The organism is Symbioplanes lichenis (genome assembly GCF_030709675.1).
Classification (GTDB): Bacteria; Actinomycetota; Actinomycetes; order Mycobacteriales; family Micromonosporaceae; genus Actinoplanes; species Actinoplanes lichenis.
This window is the reverse complement of the sequence record NZ_JAUZQD010000002.1, coordinates 494,802-511,418: the sequence shown is the minus strand read 5'-3', so window position 1 is coordinate 511,418 and position 16,617 is coordinate 494,802. Positions and strand designations below refer to the sequence as shown.

Annotated in this window: 15 protein-coding genes; 8 read left to right on the top strand and 7 right to left on the bottom strand. The window is 72.3% G+C overall.

All coding sequences use genetic code 11. The features are described 5' to 3' along the window. Positions 1 to 53 precede the first annotated feature (53 nt). The gene (locus tag RAN62_RS06240; RefSeq protein WP_305783499.1) at positions 54 to 1,037 is read left to right on the top strand and encodes an aldo/keto reductase; all 984 of its coding nucleotides are present in this window, start codon (positions 54 to 56) and stop codon (positions 1,035 to 1,037) included. A 7-nt stretch (positions 1,038 to 1,044) separates the two neighbouring features. Here RAN62_RS06240 and RAN62_RS06235 read toward each other — a convergent pair whose 3' ends face one another. After that, positions 1,045 to 1,908, bottom strand: a complete 864-nt coding sequence (locus tag RAN62_RS06235; RefSeq protein WP_305783498.1) for an aldo/keto reductase — start codon at positions 1,906 to 1,908, stop codon at positions 1,045 to 1,047. Positions 1,909 to 1,946: 38 nt separating this feature from the next. Here RAN62_RS06235 and RAN62_RS06230 point away from each other — a divergent pair, with 38 nt between their 5' ends. After that, positions 1,947 to 2,372, top strand: a complete 426-nt coding sequence (locus tag RAN62_RS06230; RefSeq protein ID WP_305783497.1) for a MarR family winged helix-turn-helix transcriptional regulator — start codon at positions 1,947 to 1,949, stop codon at positions 2,370 to 2,372. Here the strand turns inward: RAN62_RS06230 and RAN62_RS06225 are convergent, their stop codons facing one another. The 3 genes from RAN62_RS06225 to RAN62_RS06215 are packed head-to-tail and all read right to left on the bottom strand — an operon-like array spanning position 2,373 to position 6,191. Next, a complete protein-coding gene (locus RAN62_RS06225; RefSeq protein ID WP_305783496.1) occupies positions 2,373 to 3,596 on the bottom strand; it encodes a (Fe-S)-binding protein in 1,224 nt (407 codons plus the stop codon). It abuts the gene before it with no gap. After that, on the bottom strand, positions 3,596 to 4,726 hold the full coding sequence (locus tag RAN62_RS06220; RefSeq protein ID WP_305783495.1) for an FAD-binding oxidoreductase: 1,131 nt from the start codon (positions 4,724 to 4,726) through the stop codon (positions 3,596 to 3,598). The genes RAN62_RS06225 and RAN62_RS06220 overlap by 1 nt, the downstream gene beginning before the upstream one ends. 19 nt (positions 4,727 to 4,745) lie before the next feature. After that, the gene (locus RAN62_RS06215; RefSeq protein WP_305783494.1) at positions 4,746 to 6,191 is read right to left on the bottom strand and encodes an FAD-linked oxidase C-terminal domain-containing protein; all 1,446 of its coding nucleotides are present in this window, start codon (positions 6,189 to 6,191) and stop codon (positions 4,746 to 4,748) included. 126 nt (positions 6,192 to 6,317) lie between these two features. On the opposite strand from RAN62_RS06215, the gene RAN62_RS06210 reads away from it, so the two are divergent. Beyond that, the gene (locus RAN62_RS06210; RefSeq protein ID WP_305783493.1) at positions 6,318 to 9,185 is read left to right on the top strand and encodes a M36 family metallopeptidase; all 2,868 of its coding nucleotides are present in this window, start codon (positions 6,318 to 6,320) and stop codon (positions 9,183 to 9,185) included. 121 nt (positions 9,186 to 9,306) lie between these two features. Here RAN62_RS06210 and RAN62_RS06205 read toward each other — a convergent pair whose 3' ends face one another. Beyond that, positions 9,307 to 9,594: a hypothetical protein gene (locus RAN62_RS06205; RefSeq protein ID WP_305783492.1), complete on the bottom strand. Its 288-nt coding sequence runs from the start codon at positions 9,592 to 9,594 to the stop codon at positions 9,307 to 9,309. A gap of 98 nt (positions 9,595 to 9,692) precedes the next feature. On the opposite strand from RAN62_RS06205, the gene RAN62_RS06200 reads away from it, so the two are divergent. From RAN62_RS06200 to infA, 3 genes are all read left to right on the top strand, one after another. Then, complete coding sequence (locus RAN62_RS06200) at positions 9,693 to 10,526, top strand: glycosyltransferase family 2 protein (RefSeq protein ID WP_305783491.1); 834 nt, start codon at positions 9,693 to 9,695, stop codon at positions 10,524 to 10,526. A gap of 552 nt (positions 10,527 to 11,078) precedes the next feature. Continuing rightward, positions 11,079 to 11,813, top strand: a complete 735-nt coding sequence (locus tag RAN62_RS06195; RefSeq protein ID WP_305783490.1) for a GNAT family N-acetyltransferase — start codon at positions 11,079 to 11,081, stop codon at positions 11,811 to 11,813. Continuing rightward, entirely contained in the window at positions 11,813 to 12,037 is a 225-nt protein-coding gene (gene infA / locus RAN62_RS06190; RefSeq protein WP_305783489.1) for a translation initiation factor IF-1, read from the top strand. The genes RAN62_RS06195 and infA overlap by 1 nt, the downstream gene beginning before the upstream one ends. 333 nt (positions 12,038 to 12,370) lie before the next feature. Here the strand turns inward: infA and RAN62_RS06185 are convergent, their stop codons facing one another. Continuing rightward, entirely contained in the window at positions 12,371 to 13,336 is a 966-nt protein-coding gene (locus RAN62_RS06185; RefSeq protein WP_305783488.1) for an alpha/beta fold hydrolase, read from the bottom strand. Positions 13,337 to 13,721: 385 nt separating this feature from the next. On the opposite strand from RAN62_RS06185, the gene RAN62_RS06180 reads away from it, so the two are divergent. After that, entirely contained in the window at positions 13,722 to 14,348 is a 627-nt protein-coding gene (locus RAN62_RS06180) for a polysaccharide deacetylase family protein (RefSeq protein WP_305783487.1), read from the top strand. A gap of 581 nt (positions 14,349 to 14,929) precedes the next feature. Here RAN62_RS06180 and RAN62_RS06175 read toward each other — a convergent pair. Next, entirely contained in the window at positions 14,930 to 15,193 is a 264-nt protein-coding gene (locus RAN62_RS06175; protein WP_305783486.1) for a hypothetical protein, read from the bottom strand. 318 nt (positions 15,194 to 15,511) lie between these two features. Between RAN62_RS06175 and RAN62_RS06170 the strand changes: the two genes are divergently transcribed. Then, a complete protein-coding gene (locus RAN62_RS06170; protein WP_305783485.1) occupies positions 15,512 to 16,519 on the top strand; it encodes a 3-oxoacyl-ACP synthase III family protein in 1,008 nt (335 codons plus the stop codon). Positions 16,520 to 16,617: the final 98 nt, after the last annotated feature.

Genomic DNA, 16,617 nt, shown 5'->3' with positions numbered 1-16,617 from the left:
CATGCATGGATGGGCGGGACCGGGGCATGAGCGAAACGACGAAAGAGGACATCATGCGAACAGCGAAACTGGGCAACCTCGAGGTCGGCCGCATCGGGCTCGGGGCGATGGGCATGTCGCACGGCTACAGCGGCGCCGGCAGCGACGACGACGAGTCGATCCGGACGATTCACCGGGCCGTCGATCTCGGCGTCACGCTCATCGACACCGCGGAGGTCTACGGGCCCTACGTCAACGAGGAGCTGGTCGGCCGGGCCCTGCGGGGTCGCCGGGACCGGGTGGTGCTGGCCACCAAGTTCGGCCTCATCTCGCACACCGGGCGCGGCGCCGGCCGGCCCGACAGCAGCCCCGACAGCATCCGCACCGCTGTCGACGGGTCGCTCAAGCGGCTCGGCACCGACCACATCGACCTGTACTACCAGCACCGCGTGGATCCGGACACGCCGATCGAGGACACGATGGGCGTGCTCGCCGAGCTGGTCCGGCAGGGCAAGATCCGCCACATCGGGCTGTCCGAGGCCTGGGTGGACACGATCCGGCGCGCGCACGCCGTGCATCCGGTCACCGCGCTGCAGTCGGAGTACTCCATCTGGACGCGCGATCAGGACGAGCTGCTGCCGGTGCTGCGCGAGCTGGGCATCGGCCTGGTCGCCTACTCGCCGCTCGGCCGGGGTTTCCTCACCGGCGCCCTGCGGACGCCCGCCGACCTGGAGAAGCTCGACGACAGCGACTTCCGCAAGAACCACCCGCGCTTCACCGGCGAGAACTTCCAGCGCAACCTGCGCATCGCCGACGAGGTGCAACGGGTCGCCGACCGCATCGGCGCCACGTCGGCCCAGGTGGCCCTGGCGTGGGTGCTCGCCCAAGGCGACGACATCGTGCCGATCCCCGGCACCAAGCGGGTCGGCCGGGTCGAGGAGAACACGGCCGCCGACGCCGTCGAGCTCACGGCCGAGCAGGTCGCCGCGCTGACCGCACTGCCGGCGGCCGAGGGCGGCCACCACACCGACGCCCAGATGAAGCTGATCGAACGCTGAACGGCCGTCAGCCCAGGGTGATCTGGGAGGACCGCGAAGGCACCGCGTCGAGGGCGGCCATCGTCGCGTCGTCGAGGCGGATGGTGGCGGCGGCGAGGTTGGCCTCCAGGTGGGCGATGCTGGCGGTGCCGGGAATGAGGAGCACGGTGGGGGAGTGGTGGAGCAGCCACGCCAGGCCCACCTGGCTGGGGGTGACACCGAGCTTCTCGGCCACCGCGTGCACGGCCGGCTCGTCGGTGACCTTGGGCAGGCCGGGGAAGGCGCCGCCCAGCGGGAAGAACGGCACCCAGGCGATGTCCTCGGCGGTGCACAGCTGCAGCAACTCCTCGTCGTCGCGGGCGACCAGGCTGTAGGCGTTCTGGACACAGACGATGCCGGCCGGGAGGGCTCGGCGGAGGCCGTCGAGGGTCACGCCGCTGAGGCCGATGCCGCCGATCTTGCCCTCGTCGCGCAGGGCGGTCAGGACGGCCAGCTGGTCGTCGAGGTCCACGACCTGGTCGCCGGTGGCGCGGACGGTCGGGCCGCCGTCGGGCCGGCGCAGGTTGACCACGTCGAGGCGGTCGGTGCCCAGGGTGCGCAGGTTGTTCTCGACGTCGGTGCGCAGCTCGCCGGGGCGTTGCGCGAGCCGGAGCGGCACCGGGCCGCCGGGGACCGGGGTGGCGCCGACCTTGGTGACGACGAGGACCTTGTCGTCCGGGCGCAGCGCCTGCCGGAGCACGTCGTTCGCCGAGCCGTAGAACAGGGCGGTGTCGATGTGGTCGACGCCGAGCTCGAGGGCGCGGCGGACGAGCGCCACGGCGGTGGCCCGGTCGTCGTCGAGCCGGCGCAGCTGGGCCGCGCCGTAGCCGATGCGGGTGACGGCGTGCAGCATGGTGCCTCCCGGAGGTGGGGTGTTGTAATATCAACAGTATGAGCGACGGCGTTGATATGTCAACAGTTGGCCTCTGGCTGCTCTGGAAACAGGTGAGCGAGCTGGTGCGCGCGGCCGTCGTCGCCGACGTGGTGGAGGACATCGAGCTGTCCGAGCCGGAGATGACCGTGCTCGTCCAGCTCCACTCCTCCGGCGGGACGATCCGGCAGAACGCGCTCGCGGCCGCCACCGGCTGGGACCGCACCCGGCTGTCCCACCTGCTCACCCGGATGGAGGGGCGCGGCTATCTGACCCGGTCGCGCCTGCGCAACGGCGTGGAGCTGGCGGTGGCGGAGGCGGGCGCCGAGGTCATCACGCGGACCCGGCCCCTGCTCGCGGCGGCCGTCGAACGCCACCTGACCAGCCGGCTCACCGTCGCGCAGCAGGAGGCGTTGCGCGACATCCTGGAGACGCTCAAGGTCTGACTACAGCCGCGTCCCGCGGATCGAGGCGTCGAGGACCGTGGCGGTGTGGGCGAGGGGCAGCTCGCGGCCCAGGCGGCGGGCGGCGGCGGCGATCTGCATCAGGCAGCCGGGGTTGGCCGTCACGAGCAGGTCGGCGCCGGTGGCCAGGACGTTCTCGGCCTTGCGGGCGCCCAGCTCGGCGGCGGGGACCGGATTGAGGATGTTCCAGATGCCGGCCGAGCCGCAGCAGATCTCAGGGTCGGCGATCTCGCGCACCTTCAGCATGGGGATCGCGTCCAGCAGCTGCCGGGGCTGGGAGCGGATCCCCTGCGCGTGCGCGAGATGGCAGGCGTCGTGGTAGGCCACGGTCACCGGCAGGGGGTGGCGAGGGGCGACCGGGCCCAGCTCGACCAGGAACTCCGACAGGTCGCGGACCCGGCCGGTGAAGGCCGACGCGTCGGGCAGCAGCGATTCGTAGTCCTTCATGGCGGAGCCGCAGCCGGCCGCATTGGCGATGACAGCGTCGACACCGGCGCGGGCGAAGGTGTCGACCGTGCGCCGGGCGAACGTGCGCGCTTCGTCCGTACGTCCGTTGTGGACGCTGAGGGCGCCGCAGCAGCCTTGCGCCGGGGGCACGACCACATCGCAGCCCTCGGCGGCGAGCACCCGGATGGTGGCGGCGTTGACCTCGGGGAAGAAGGCGCTCTGCACGCAGCCGGTGAGCACGCCGACCACCGCCCGGCGCGGGCCGCGGGCGGGGATCAGCGTCGGCGGCGGTGGGATCCGGCGCGGCGCCGGGGCCAGCGACTGCAGGGTGGCGAGCAGGCCGGGCAGGCGGGGGCCGAGGCGGCGGGCGAGACCCGTGCCGTGCCAGGCACGCAGGGGGCCGCGGAGCAACTTCAACCGCCGCGGGTACGGGAACAGGGCGAAAATGGCCGCCCGCAGCGCCCGTTGCGCCGGGGTGCGCGGGGCCTCCCGCTCGACCGTCGCGCGGGTCTCCTCGATCAGCCGGTCGTACTGGACGCCGGACGGGCACGCGGTCACGCACGACATGCAGCCGAGGCACTGGTCGAAGTGCTGGACCATCGAGGGGCTGAGCGGCTCGCCGTCCAGGTGGGCGCCCATGAGATGGATCCGGCCGCGCGGGCTGTCCGCCTCCAGACCCCACAGTGTGTACGTCGGGCAGCTGGGCAGGCAGAACCCGCAGTGCACGCAGTCCCCGAGCAGATCCGGCAGTTCCGTCATCAGATCCCTCCCGCGAAACGGCCCGGGGCGAAGCGATGCCCGGGGTCGAACCGGTCCTTCACCCGTCGCATCAGCGCGAGCCCCGGCACCGGACCCCACATGTCGACGCGCTCGCGGACGTCGGGCGGCGCGGTCAGCACGACGGCGTGCCCGCCGGCCGCGATCGCGGCCGCGCGGATCCGATCCAGCCGGGCCGGGATGTCACCGGTCAGTCGCGCGTACAGGACGCCGGTGCCGGCGGATCCACGCACGCCGGGCTCGGCGAGGGCGGGCACGCGGGACAGCGGCGCGGTCAGCTTCACCCCGGTCTCGCCCGGCTGCCACGGGTAGCGGCCCCACCACGGCGGCGGGTCGGCCGACGTGGTGCCGCCGGTCGCCTTCTCCAGCTGGGCGGCCCGGTCGTGGACGCCCGCCGGGGTGCCCTCCACGAGCACGGCGACCGTCACGGGACCGTCGTCCGGGCGGTCCAGCTCGACGGCGGACGGCACGACCTGTTCGGCGCGGATCGTGGCGAGCAGGGCGCCCAGGTCGGCGCGGGGCACGGGCGTGGTGACGACCGCGCGCGCCCCGGCGACCGGGTGCAGGCGGAAGACGCACTCGGTGATCAGCCCGAGGGTTCCGTACGAGCCGGTGTAGAGCTTGCCGAGGTCGTACCCGGCGACGTTCTTCACGACCTTGCCGCCCGAGCGGGTGACCCGGCCGTCGGGCCGGACCACCGTGATGCCGATGAGCAGGTCGCGCGCGGTGCCGTGCAGCAGCCGCCGCGGCCCGCTCGTGTTGAGGGCGACCGTGCCGCCGACCGTGGCCCCCGGCAGCGGATCCAGGGCGAGGTGCTGGGATCCGAAGTCGAGCGTGTCGAGGCGGGTGCCGGCCCGGACGATCGCGATGAGATCCCCGGCCGCGTGCTCGAGGACCCCGGACAGGCGTTTCGTGTCCACGAGAAGGTCGAGCCGGCGCGGCGGGAGGCCCCAGTCGAGCTTCGTGCCGCCGCCGCGGATGCCGACGGCGAGGTTGTCGCGCGCGGCCCGTTCGAGGACCGCGGCCGCCTCCGCGGTGGTCGTGGGCGCGGCGACCCACCGGGCGGGGACCCCGTCGATATGGTCCGCTTCGGTCGCTGGAGCCCACTCCATTCAGCAGAGTCCCCTCTTCTCAGTAGAGTCCCGTCGGCGCGTCGGAGCCGTGGTGCTTGCGCGGGATCTCGCCGCACAGGCGGGGCTCGGGGAAGATCTTGCCGGGGTTGGCCAGCCCGGCCGGGTCGAAGGCGCACCGCAGCAGCTGCATCGTGTCCAGGTCGTCGGCGGTGAACATCCGCGGCATGTACTTCGCCTTGTCCGTGCCCACCCCGTGCTCGCCGGTGATCGAGCCGCCGTACTCGATGCACAGGTCGATGATCGCGCCGCTGGCCTCCTCGGCTCGCTCGTCCTCGCCCGGTTTCGCCGCGTCGAACAGGACGAGCGGGTGCAGGTTGCCGTCCCCGGCGTGGAAGACGTTGGCGACCCGGACCCCGTGCCCGGCGGCGATCTCGCCGATGCGCGCCAGCACCTCGGGCAGCGCGGTGCGCGGGATGACGCCGTCCTGCACGATGTAGTCCGGGCTGATCCGGCCGACCGCGGCGAACGCCGACTTGCGTCCCCGCCAGAAGAGCGTCCGCTCCGCCTCGGTGGCCGCCACCCGCAGCTCGGTCGCGCCGTGCGTCTCGAACAGCGCGGTGACCTGCGCGAACTGCGCCTCCACCTCGGCCGTCGGGCCGTCCAGGTCGACGATCAGCACCGCCCCGGCGCCGGCCGGGTAGCCGCACGCGACGGCGGCCTCGGCGGCCTCCACGGCGAGCGCGTCCATCATCTCCACGGCCGCGGGGATCACCCCGGCGGCGATCACGGCCGAGGTCGCGGCGCCGGCTGCGGCGGTGGTGGGAAAGGCGGCGAGCAGCGTACGGACGGACTGCGGCAGCCGCGTCAGCCGGACCGTGACCCGCGTGGCGATCCCGAGTGTGCCCTCCGCGCCGACGAACGCGCCCAACAGGTCGTACCCGGGCGGATCGGGAGCCGGACCGCCCAGCTCGACCACCTCGCCCTCGGGTGTGACGATCTCCGCGCCGAGCACGTGGTGGGTGGTGAAGCCGTACTTGAGGCAGTGCGCGCCGCCCGAGTTCTCCGCGACGTTGCCGCCGATCGAGCAGACCTGCTGGCTCGACGGGTCCGGCGCGTAGTAGTAGCCGTGCTCGGCCGCGGCCTTGCTGACCTGCAGGTTGATGACGCCCGGCTCGACGGTCGCGCGCTCGTCGGCGGCGTCGACGGCCAAGATCCGGCGCATGCGCGCGGTCACGATCAGCACGCCGTCGGCGCGGGGGAGGGCGCCGCCGGACAGGCCGGTGCCGCTGCCGCGCGCCACGAAGGGTACGCCCGCCGCGACGCACTCCCGGACCGTACGCGCGCATTCGGCGGTGTCGCGGGGCAGCACCACGATGCCGGGGACGACGCGGTGGTTGGCGAGGCCGTCGCACTCGTACGTCCGGAGGTCCTGCCGGTCGGTGAGCACCTGCCCGTCGCCGAGCACCGCGCGCAGCGTGGCGGCCAGCGTCCCCAACGTCGACATAGCTCAAAGTAACCCGGACGCAGCCTTCCGTCGATATCGCAACACGTTCTTAATCTATGACGGTCGATGGTCACGTACTCTCTGCGCGTCTGGGGAGATCCTCCAGCCGCCGTTCAGGAGGTTTGCGTGCCGATACGCAGACGGGTCGCCGTCGCCGGAATCCTCGCCGCCACCACGATGATCGCCACCGCGCCGCTGGGCGCGAGCGCCGCCCCGCCCACCCCGTCGTCGCCCACCCCCTCGCCGCTCGCCGGGGAGCACGAGGGCCACGAGTACGACTTCGTCGACAACCGCGGTGCTGCAGCTCCCAGCGTCGCGCAGCGCGCCCGGGTCGCCACCGCCGCCCAGGTCACCCGCTGGAACAACCTCGGCACGCCCGCCTCGGTGACGCCCGTCAAGGGTGCACTGGCCAAGGGCCTCAAGGGCGACCCGGCCGCCGTGGCGCGCGCCTATCTCAAGAGCAACACCGCTCTCTTCGCGCTCACCTCGACGGCCGTCGACGAGCTCGAGACGGTCACCACCTCGCCGGTCGGTGAGGGTTCGGTCGTCCTGCTGCGGCAGAAGTTCGGCGACCTGCCCGCCGCCCATGACGGCCTGGTCGCCGTCGCGGTCAAGGGCGGCGAGGTGCTCCGGGTGACATCGTCACTCAGCCCGCGCACCGAGGCGCCCGCCGCGGCGACGCTGAGCACCGCGCAGGCCCTCGACGGGGCGCTCGCCGACGCGGGCATCGCGAAGAACGACCTGGCCGATCAGCGGGTCAAGCTGGTGGCCGTACCGATGCCGGGGGCCGCGCCCCGGGCCGCGTACCAGGTGGTCATGATCTCCGAGGACAGCGACCACCCGCTGAGCTACACCACCTACGTCGACGCGATCGACGGCAAGGTGCTGCTGCGGGAGAACCTGGTCAACTTCGCCGAGGACGACCCGCACTGGCAGGTCTTCCCGGCCACGCCGGCCGCCTCCGGCGCCGACACCCGCCAGACCTGGTGCGTGACGTCGGCGAACTGCACGCGCAAGGTGCTCGACCCGGCGACCGGGAACGCGTGGGACGTCGACGCCGCCACGGGACAGCCGACCTTCACCACGACGGGCAACTCCGCCGAGTCCGTACGGCTGTGGGGTGACGGCTCGCCCGCGACGCCGGCCGCCACCAAACCCGACCGGCACTACACGTACCCGTTCACCAACCAGTGGGCGACCAGCAAGTGCGACCCGGCGACGCTCAGCTCCCCGCAGCAGGCGGACGTCGACGCGGCCACCGCGAACCTGTTCGCCATGCACAACCGGATGCACGACTGGTCGTACGAGCTGGGCTTCACCGAGGCCACGTGGAACCTGCAGAAGGTCAACACGCTGCCGTACGGCAAGGGGGGTGACCCGGAGCGCGGCAACGCGCAGCAGGGCGCGGCCACCGCGACCACCCGCAACAACGCCAACCAGAGCACCCCGCCGGACGGCATGCAGCCGACCACCAACATGTACATGTGGCAGCCCTTCGCGGGCAGCGGCTACCCGCCCTGCGTCGACGGCGACTACGACATGACCGTCATCGGCCACGAGTACACGCACGCGATCAGCAACCGCATGATCGCCGGCCCGGACAACGGCATCAGCTCGCAGCAGGGCGGCTCGATGGGCGAGAGCTGGTCCGACCTGCTCGCCATGGAGTACCTGTACGAGAGCGGCTACACGCCCAAGGGCAACACCGCCTCGGTCACGGGCGCGTACGTCACCGGCGACAACGCCACGGGCATCCGCAACTACGACATGAGCAACAGCCCGCTCAACTACACCGACTTCGGCTACGACCGGGGCGCGGCGGTGCACTCCGACGGCGAGATCTGGAGCGCCACCAACTTCGACGTCCGCCGGGCCTTCCTCGCCCGGTACGGCGCCGGCACGCGGACCCTCCAGGAGAGCTGCGCCGCGGGTACGACACCGGCGACTTCCTGCCCCGGCAACCGGCGCTGGGCTCAGCTCGTCTTCGACTCGTTCCTGCTCGCGGCCACCGGCCAGATCAGCATGCTCGACATGCGCGACAACATGCTGACCGCGGACGCGCTGCGCTTCGACGGGGCGAACCAGGACCTGCTGTGGAACGCGTTCGCCGCCCGGGGCATGGGCGCCGGCGCCTCCAGCGGACCGGCCGACATCGATCCGGTGGCGAGCTTCGCTTCCCCGTACGTCGAGAACTCCGAGGTCACTTTCAAGCCGCTCGGCGACGGGGCGGGCAAGCCGGTGCGCCTCTACGTCGGCGACTACGACTTCGGGGCGACGCCGATCGCCGACACCGACCCGGCGACCGAGCTGCCGGACACGTTCACGCTGGCCCCGGGTACGTACAAGTTCCTGGCCGTCGGCGCGGGCCTCGGTCACAAGCGCATCACCCAGACGATCCACCCCGGCGTCACCACCCAGATCGGCGCGGTCATGACCACGAACCTGGCCTCGGCCTCCGCCGGCGCCACCGTCTCGGGTGACGGCACCAACCTGGGCCGGCTGGTCGACGACGCCGAGGGCACGGTCTGGACGGCCACCGGTGGTGCGGCCGGGCGGCAGGTCACGGTCGACCTTCCGGGTACGGCCGCCAAGCTGGTCTCGCGGGTCCAGCTCAGCTCGTTCCCGGGCGCCGGCGCCACGACCGCGTCCATGTACAGCACCGTCCGCCAGTTCGAGATCCTGACGTGCAACGCGGCGGCGGGCGCCGACTGTGCCTCGGACGCGGGCTACCGGTCGGCGTACATCTCGCCGGCGAACGCGTTCGAGACGAGCACGTTCCGGCCCAAGGTCCCGAACCTCATCATGAAGTCGTTCGCCGTCCGCCCGGCCAACGCGACCCACGTCAAGCTCCGGGTGCTCACCAACCAGTGCACCGGCAACCCGGCGTACGCGGGCGAGCAGGAGAACGACCCCCGCAGCCTGTCCGACTGCACGACCGGCGCCCCGGCCGCGGCCAACACGGTCGCCGCCGAGTTCCAGGTCTTCACCAACTGATCGCTCGTTCCTCCCCGGCGGCCGCGGCATTCCTCGCCGTGGCCGCCGGGCCCTTTCCGGTCAGCTCTCGGATCAGGGCTCAGCTCTCTCGGATCGAGGCTCGGTTCTCCTGGATCAGGGCTCAGCTCTCTCGGATCACGGCGGTGACGACGCCGACGACGGTCACTGCGGCGCACGCGATCAGCAGGGTGACGCAGATCCGGTGCGCCGGGTGTCCTGCTGACGCTCTGGGTGCGGGGGCCTTCGGCCGGTCGCTTCTGAGCTGCTCGACGACGGACCGGTCGCTTCTGAGCTGCTCGGCAGCTGGCTGGTCGCTTCTGAGGTGCTCGGCGGCGGGCCGGTCGACGAAGGCCAGCACGGCGCCCCAGGCCAGGGCCAAGCCGCCGAAGAGCAGGCCGTAAACATTCACCGGGTCAGCTTGCCTTCCGCGACCCGCCGTCCGCGTCCCGTGACCGATGACGAGCCGGTGAACAGTGGTGCGGCCGTAAGCCGCCTACTGTGGACGGTGTGGGGAGTCGATTGCGGGTGTCCGTGGTGGTTCCGGTCTTCAACGAGGCCGGGATGATCGGCCCATGCCTGGACGCCCTCCTCGGCCAGAGCGTCGCCGCTGACGAGATCGTGGTGGTGGACAACAACTCGACCGACGGAACCGTGGCGGCGCTCGCGCCCTACGCCGACCGCGTCCGGCTGGTGCGGGAGCCACGGCAGGGCGTGCAGCACGCGCGGACAGCCGGCTTCGACGCCGCGACCGGCGACGTGCTCGGCCGCATCGACGCCGACACCCGGGTCGGGCCCCACTGGGTCGAGGGCCTGCACGCGGTGTTCGCCCGCCCCGAGGTGGCCGCCGCGACCGGCCCGGTCAACTATTACGACATGCGGTTGCCCCGGCTGGTCGGCGCGGGCGACCGTCTGCTGCGCTGGATCTGCACCCGCACCCCGGACGGCCTCGACTGGCTCTACGGCGCCAACATGGCCGTCCGCGCCGACGCGTGGCACGCCGTGCGCACCGCCGTCTGCCTCGACCCGGCGCTGCACGAGGACCTGGACCTCGGCATCCACCTCTACGCCGCCGGCCACCACATCGCCTACGCCCCCGAACTCGCGGCCACCACCTCGGGCCGCCGCATCCAGGTCCGCCGGAGCGACTTCCGCGACTATCTGCTCACCACCGAGCGCGGCATCCGTACCCATCGGCACCTCACCGCCCCCTGGGCCTTCCAGCGAGCCTGGCTCAGCTCGCGCCTGATGCTCATGGCCTTCCACCCCCTGCTCCTCCTGCACCGCCTCCACCCCGCCAGCGCCCGAGCCGGCACAGTCCGCGTCCGCCCCATGGACCCCTGAGCCGCCGTGCCACCGTGCCGCGGTGCCACCGTGCTGCCGTGCTGCCGTGCTGCCGTGCCGCGGTGCTGCCGTGCTGCCGTGCCGCGGTGCTGCCGTGCTGCCGTGCCGCGGTGCTGCCGTGCTGCCGTGCTGCCATGCCGCGGTGCTGCCGTGCCACCGCGCCGGGGCGCTGCCGTTCCGTGCTGCCGTGCTGCCGTGCCGGGGCGCTGGGGCGCTGGGGCGCCGTCGCCACTGACAGCTCCGTCGTCATCACTGGTGGCTGCAGGCGGCCCGAAAGCCCGAAGGCGTGCCGCTGATTCATGTCGTGGTCATCTTCGGCGCCGGTGACGTCGCCCGGGTTCGCGCTCATCGAGCCGCGGAGTGCCGGCAAACCGGTGGACCCGCGGCTGGCGGCGCCGGTACGGTGATCGCCGACCGAGGCCCGGCCCGAGGAGGTGAGCACCGTGAACGATGTAGCGAAGTGGGTGCTCCCCACCCCCGCCACGGTCGGGCGTCTGCGCTAGGTGCCGCCCGGGAGCGTCCCTTGAGGGGATCTCTCGAAAGGTGACACCGATGAACACACTCGTCATCGTGCGGGTAGGCGAGCGGCAGTGGCATGCCCTCGACGACGACTTGGTGGTCGGCCGGGGTGAAGCGTCGCCCCGGCCCGACGGCCGCCTCTTCCTCAGCATCGACGCCTGGCGCGACCCGGTCTTCGAGCGCCTCGCCGAGGTCATGCTGGCCGCGCTGCCCCGGCCCGTGCACACGGTCGTGGACGAGGCCGACCTCGATCTGACCGCCCGTTGGCAGCAGGCTGGGCTGACCACCCGCCGCCGGGAGTGGGAGTACGTCATGACGTCCGGCTCCCGACCGGCTCCGGCGCCACGCGGTGTGACGCTGCTGCCCGTCGGCAGCGCAGAGTTACGGCCGTTGCGCCGCCTCAACCGTGCGCTGCACGCTGAGATCGAGTCGTCCGTCGGCTGGGACCGCATGCCGGCGACAGTCCTGTCCCGCCCGCTGGATCCGGCTCGGCACGTGGTCGCCGCGGAGCCCGGGGGATATGTAGGTCTCACCCGGCTGATGTTGCTGCCGCGACACACCCGGATCGGCCTCTTAGCCGTCCGAGCCGGCCATCGCCGCCGTGGCATCGCCCGCGCAATGCTGACGGAGGTGCTGCGAACGAGCAAGGAGCGTGGCGTGGCGTCAGTCTCGGCAGAAGTCGACGAAACCAACACCGCAGCCATCGCCCTCGTCGAAGCAGCCGGAGCCCACCGGCACGGCAGCACCCTCGAGCTGGTGCTCCGCTGATGCCCGGGGCGACCGACGGCATCACGGTCGAGGGCATCGTGGTGGAGTGCCTGCGCAATGCCACCTTCCGAGTCGAGCTGACGAACGGCCATGTCGTCCTGGCGCACATCAGCGGCAAGATCCGCAAGAACTACATCAAGATCCTGCTGTCCGACCGCGTGCTCGTCGAGCTGAGCCAATACGACCTGAACCGAGGACGGATCCTCTTCCGGTATCGCAACTAGCCCTCCCCATGCCCCCTTCACGCTCTCTCCTCCCACTCTTCCTCGCATCGTGACGCAAGACGGTGCCGGCAATGCGACGCGGTGCGCAGCCCACCCAGTTCGCCCCGCGCCTCGGGCCGGCGCCGTTCACGTCGATGCAGCTGAAACTCCAGCGCCCGCACACATTCGGACGCAGGCCGGCGGCCGACGGAGGCGCCAACCGCAGGCGGTGGTGGGTGGGAACGCCTCCCACCGTGTCGGCGACAGTTGTCAGCAGCTGGCCAGTGGCCGACGGAGGCGCCAACCGTGGGCGGCGGAGGGTGGGGACGCCGTTCGCCGTGTCGGCGGCAGTTGTCAGCGGTGGGTCCGGGCGGCTGCCGTGGCGAGCTCGTCGAGGATCGTCACGGTGGCGGCCCAGCCGGCTCGGTCGGCGGCGTGGGTGGCCGGGATCGAGCGGACGTCGAAGCGGTTGCCCGGCGTCAGGCGGTCGGCCTCGGCGATCATGCGATCCTGCAGGGCGGGCGGGATGCAGCGGTCGCGGGTGTGACGGATGTAGGTGCGCGGGATGCGGCCCCATGTCGCGACGTGGCCGCGCGCTTCGCCGTCGGGAGTCTGGGCGGACTCGTCGGGCAGGAAGCCGTTGAGCGTCGCCAGGAACTCCGGCTCGGGCGAGCCCTCCTGCAGCGCCTCGTGCAGCGCGGCCAGGATCTTGGGGTCGGCGGTGCGGAAGTTGCTGCGGACCGCGCCGATGACCGCCGGATCGGCGACGATCGCCCCGGCGAGCGCCCCGAACATCGTGTCCTTGGCCTCGGGCGTGGTGAGGTAGGCGTTGGCCGACGGCAAGTCAACGCAGCAGAACGCCGAGCTGTAGACGACGCGGTCGATCAGCTCGGGGATCTCGTTGCCCACGCGGCTGACCGTGGCGCCGCCCAGGCTGCCGCCCCAGAGGAGCACCGGGCCGTTGCGAGCGGCCCGTCGGACCACGGCGACGCACGCCGCCACGGAGTCGTCGAGCGTGACGCCGGCCATCGGGGAGGGCTCGGTGGCGAGGGCGGCCAGGTTTTGCGGCGCCTGGTAGGCCCGGCGGAACTGCCCGTCGGCCGGGCCATGGCCGGGGATCTCCACGCCGGCGACCCGGTGCCCGCGCAGGGTCAGCTCCGCGTCCCCGCCGGCTGCGCCGTTGGCCCCGTTGACCAGCACGATCGTGGTGACGGGGGCGCCCCGGGCGCGGCCGGCGTGGGAGGTGGAGAGGCCGGTGGCGGTCAGCGCACCGGCGGCGACGGTGCCTTGCAGAATCGTGCGGCGGGTGGTCCGGGTCATGGCGAGCTCCTTGGCGAGACGTCGTGGGTGACGACTCCATTGACTCTCGCGGGGGCTCCGGCCGACAGGCACCAAAGTAGGTGAGGAGCACCTACTTTGGTAGGTGTTCGCCCGCGGCCGACCGAGGAATCATGGACTTCACGCCCACCTGACACGGTGATCGGCACGATGTCGCCTCGTGTCGATCTTCCGATGGCTGACCGCGGCCACCACCCTGACCGTCCTCGCCGGCTGCGCCACCGCCCCGCACGATGCAGCCGCGCGGCAGCCGGGACGGTCCACGGGACCGGAGACAGCGGTGAGCCCGTCAGCAGCAGCGGTGCCGGAGAAAGGGCCGGCGCCGGTCAGGAATGACACGCAGCACCACGGATGGAAGGAGAGTGACGTGCCCACGTTCGGTCCGGCACCGGAGCCCGTGCTGATCAGCCTGCCGCGCGACGGCTCGGCGCCCTACCTGCACCGGATCGAGACCACGCAGAAGGTCGCCTTCCTCACCATCGACGACGGCTTCACCAAGAGCCCCGAGGCCGCCGCCCTGCTGCGCACCGCGAACGTGCCGGTCACGCTGTTCCTGACTACCGACGCCGTCCGCGACAACCCCGACTACTTCAAGCCACTCATCGACGCCGGGGCAGTCGTGGAGGCGCACACCATCAGTCATCCCGACCTGCGTGGCAAGCCCTATGCCGTGCAGAAGCGCGAGATCTGCGGCTCCGCCGACAAGCTGGCCGCGTGGTACGGGCGGCGACCGGTGCTGTTCCGCCCGCCGTTCGGCTCGGAGGACGCGACCACACGCCGGGCGGCCGCGGACTGCGGGATGAAGGCGTCGTTCATGTGGCGCGAGACGGTCGACAAGGGCAAGGTCCGCTACCAGGAAGGCAAGCAGGTCCAGCCCGGCGACATCATCCTGATGCACTTCCGCCCGGCCTTCGTCAAAGACTTCCTCGCGGCCCTGCGCGCCATTCGCAAGGCCGGCCTCACCCCAGCCCTGCTGGAGGACTATGTCCGCTGACGCTCGCGGTGCCTAGCGCGCTGGTCGCCGCGACGTTCCGCGGATGGCTGGTCGTGGGTCAGGGGTGTGGCACCTGGTGGCTGTCGGGTGACGCTCGCGGTGCCTAGCGCGCTGGTCGCCGCGACGTCCCGCGGATGGCTGGTCGTGGGTCAGGGGTGTGGCACCTGGTGGCTACCGGGTGACGCCCGTGGTGCCTAGCGCGCTGGTCGCCACGACGTCCCGCGGATGGCTGGTCGCGGGTCAGGGGTGTGGCACCTGGTGGCTATCGGGGGTATTTATCGCTGGGCGGGGAGAGCGGCGGGTGGTGGCGTGGCGTCGATCGGCGGTGCCTCCTGCCCGGGGAAATGCGGCGGGGGCGCGATGTGAGGCTTGTCCGGCGCGCCTTGCCGGGCCGGCCGGGCTGGTGGCGTCCGACCGTTTGCGTTTGTTGGGGCTTCGACGCGCGGGACTGGTGGGTTGCTGGGCGCGGTGTGCTACTGCCCGTTGGGTTGCTGGGCGCGTGCGTCACCAGCCGTCCGGCGAGGGCGTGGGACGGCTTGGCGCCCGGCTGAGGTGCCGGGCGCGGGTGAGGGGGAGCTGATTTACGGGACCTCGCGACGCATGGAGTAGGTGACGCCGTGGAGGCGGTGGGGTTCGTTGATGACGTGGATGGCCGCCCGGTCGTAGGCCTGCCAGCCGGCCGCGCCCGCGCGGTTGAGGTGGCGGAGGTCGTCGAAGCGTTCGTCGGTGCCCCAGCGCAGCACCCCGCCGGGGTGGTGGAAGGTGGCGGTCCAGTCCATGTACCGGTCGGAGCCGAAGGTGCCGGCCGCGCGGTACTCCAGGCGTGCGTACTCCCAATTGGTCACAGTGAATGATTATGGCGACGGGCCGGGCGGGCGCACGTCCGGGCCCGGGGGCAGCTGTCGATGCATCAGCCATCGCGGCGGGGGCTCGAGCTGATCGGTGGCTCGGGTCGGGTGGGAGCTCGGGCCGGTCGGGGGAGCGAGTCGCCGACGGGGCTCGAGTCGGTCGGGAACGCGGGCGGCGGGGGAGCAGGTTGGTCGGGGTCGTGGGCGGCGGCGGGTTGCGGGGAAGCAGGCCGGGTGGGGTCGCGAACGGCGTTGGTTCGCGGGGGAGTGGGCTGAGTTCTCAAGCCGGGGCGGCTGCCGCCGATCACAGCGGGCATGCAGCCGACACCGCGCGCCGGGATCCTCGGTACGGGCTCGTATGTGCCCGAGCACGAGGTGACGAACGAGGCCCTCGTCGACCGGGTGACCGACACCACCGCCGAGTGGATCACCCGGAAGACCAAGATCGAGGCTCGTCGCTTCGCCGCCCCTGATCAGGCGACCTCCGACCTGGCGATCCGGGCCGGTGCCGCCGCGCTCGAGCACGCCGGGCTCAGGGCGGGCGACCTCGGTCACATCATCGTGGCCACCTCGACCGGCGACTCCCCGCAGCCGCCGACCGCGGCGCTGGTGCAGCACGCGCTGGGCGCCGGGTGCGCGGCCGCCTTCGACATCAACGTGGTCTGCGCCGGCTTCGTCTTCGGCCTCTCCCTGGCCCGCGCGATCGTCGCCGCCGACCCGGCGACCAAGGTGCTGGTCATCGGGGCCGACGTCTACTCGCGGATCCTCGACTTCGACGACCGCCGTACGGCCATCCTCTTCGGTGACGGCGCGGGCGCGGCCGTGGTCGGTGCGGTCCCGGACCCGTACGGCATCCTCGACGTCGAGCTCGTCACCCGCGGCGACGCCCACGAGCTGATCCACGTCAAGGCCGGCGGCAGCCGTCTCCCCGCGTCGGCGCAGACCGTGGCGGACGGCGACCACTTCTTCCGGATGAACGGCCGGGGCGTCCGCGACTTCGTGGTCGAGGGCGTCCCGCCGGTGCTGCACAAACTCCTGACCCGCACCGGGTACGCCCCCGAGGAAGTCGCGCACTTCGTCCCGCACCAGGCCAACGGCGTGATGATCGACGAACTGGTCGCCGCGGCCGGGCTGACGTCGGCGCGGACGCATCTGGTGCTGGACAAGTTCGGCAACACGGGCAGCGGGTCGGCGGCGGTCGCGCTCGACGCCGCCGCCCGCGCGGGCGCCCTCACCGACGGCGACCTGGTCCTGATGGCCGGCTTCGGCGGCGGCATGTCCGTCGGTGCCACCCTGATGCGCTGGTACGGGCCCCGCTCCTAGGAGCTTCGACGGACGCGGGCCCGAACAAAGCCCGGGAGCAGGATTCGCGGGCGCCGGTCAGGGTCGCCGTCGTCGAGCGGCAGTTCGGGCACGACGAC

What these genes read in the sequence shown, in the direction of transcription:
- RAN62_RS06230 (WP_305783497.1), top strand. Translation starts at nt 1,947, where the DNA reads ATGAGCGACGGCGTTGATATGTCAACAGTTGGCCTCTGGCTGCTCTGG.
- RAN62_RS06225 (WP_305783496.1), bottom strand. Translation starts at nt 3,596, where the DNA reads ATGACGGAACTGCCGGATCTGCTCGGGGACTGCGTGCACTGCGGGTTC.
- RAN62_RS06215 (WP_305783494.1), bottom strand. Translation starts at nt 6,191, where the DNA reads ATGTCGACGTTGGGGACGCTGGCCGCCACGCTGCGCGCGGTGCTCGGC.
- RAN62_RS06240 (WP_305783499.1), top strand. Translation starts at nt 54, where the DNA reads ATGCGAACAGCGAAACTGGGCAACCTCGAGGTCGGCCGCATCGGGCTC.
- RAN62_RS06185 (WP_305783488.1), bottom strand. Translation starts at nt 13,336, where the DNA reads ATGACCCGGACCACCCGCCGCACGATTCTGCAAGGCACCGTCGCCGCC.
- RAN62_RS06170 (WP_305783485.1), top strand. Translation starts at nt 15,512, where the DNA reads ATGCAGCCGACACCGCGCGCCGGGATCCTCGGTACGGGCTCGTATGTG.
- RAN62_RS06235 (WP_305783498.1), bottom strand. Translation starts at nt 1,908, where the DNA reads ATGCTGCACGCCGTCACCCGCATCGGCTACGGCGCGGCCCAGCTGCGC.
- RAN62_RS06220 (WP_305783495.1), bottom strand. Translation starts at nt 4,726, where the DNA reads ATGGAGTGGGCTCCAGCGACCGAAGCGGACCATATCGACGGGGTCCCC.
- RAN62_RS06195 (WP_305783490.1), top strand. Translation starts at nt 11,079, where the DNA reads ATGAACACACTCGTCATCGTGCGGGTAGGCGAGCGGCAGTGGCATGCC.
- infA (WP_305783489.1), top strand. Translation starts at nt 11,813, where the DNA reads ATGCCCGGGGCGACCGACGGCATCACGGTCGAGGGCATCGTGGTGGAG.